The organism is Pseudomonas sp. HR1 (assembly GCF_030175875.1).
GTDB classification, from domain to species: domain Bacteria; phylum Pseudomonadota; class Gammaproteobacteria; order Pseudomonadales; family Pseudomonadaceae; genus Chryseomonas; species Chryseomonas oryzihabitans.
In genome coordinates, this window is sequence record NZ_JASNRF010000086.1 from 1 (window position 1) to 514 (window position 514).

Consider the following 514-nt stretch of genomic DNA (forward strand, 5'->3'; position numbering starts at 1 on the left):
TTCAATGGAAAATGGAAAACAGTAGCCCTGTGCAGTGGTACGCGTGAGCGGCTTCTCGTCACGCGGCTGGGCCACCAGCCATTCAACAAACGAGGCTTTGTTATCGAGTGCACCGCTGTAGCGGAAGGCCAGATAATCCTTGAGAACCTGGCTGAAAGGATGACCCGTGGGCACCCAACTATTGCCAACATGCTCGCGGTCCTGCGCCTCGACTTCTGGCTCACCCGCTGTGGAATCAGACGCCAGCGCCAGGCCAAAGCAGCGAAGATCATAGCCAAGCATGAACAGGCTGGCCTCGAAGGCATGGCAACGCGCGGGGAGAGTCCCTTGCCCAGCAAACCAGTAAGTACGCTCGAGCAGCGCTCGGATAATCCAGCCCAAGCGCACTTGCCAACTCGCCCACTCGGCATAGTCGATCGTCGAAAACTGTGGCGCCGCCTTGCTGTTAAGGAACGCTCCCGGGTTGCGGATCTGGCTGCCTCGCGCGCCGCCGGACGGGAACATCAGCAAGGGT

The 514-nt window shown here is 59.7% G+C and carries 1 pseudogene; it reads right to left on the reverse strand.

The features are described from left to right. Window positions 1-514, reverse strand: a pseudogene (locus QKY98_RS23725) (hypothetical protein); the annotation flags it as partial.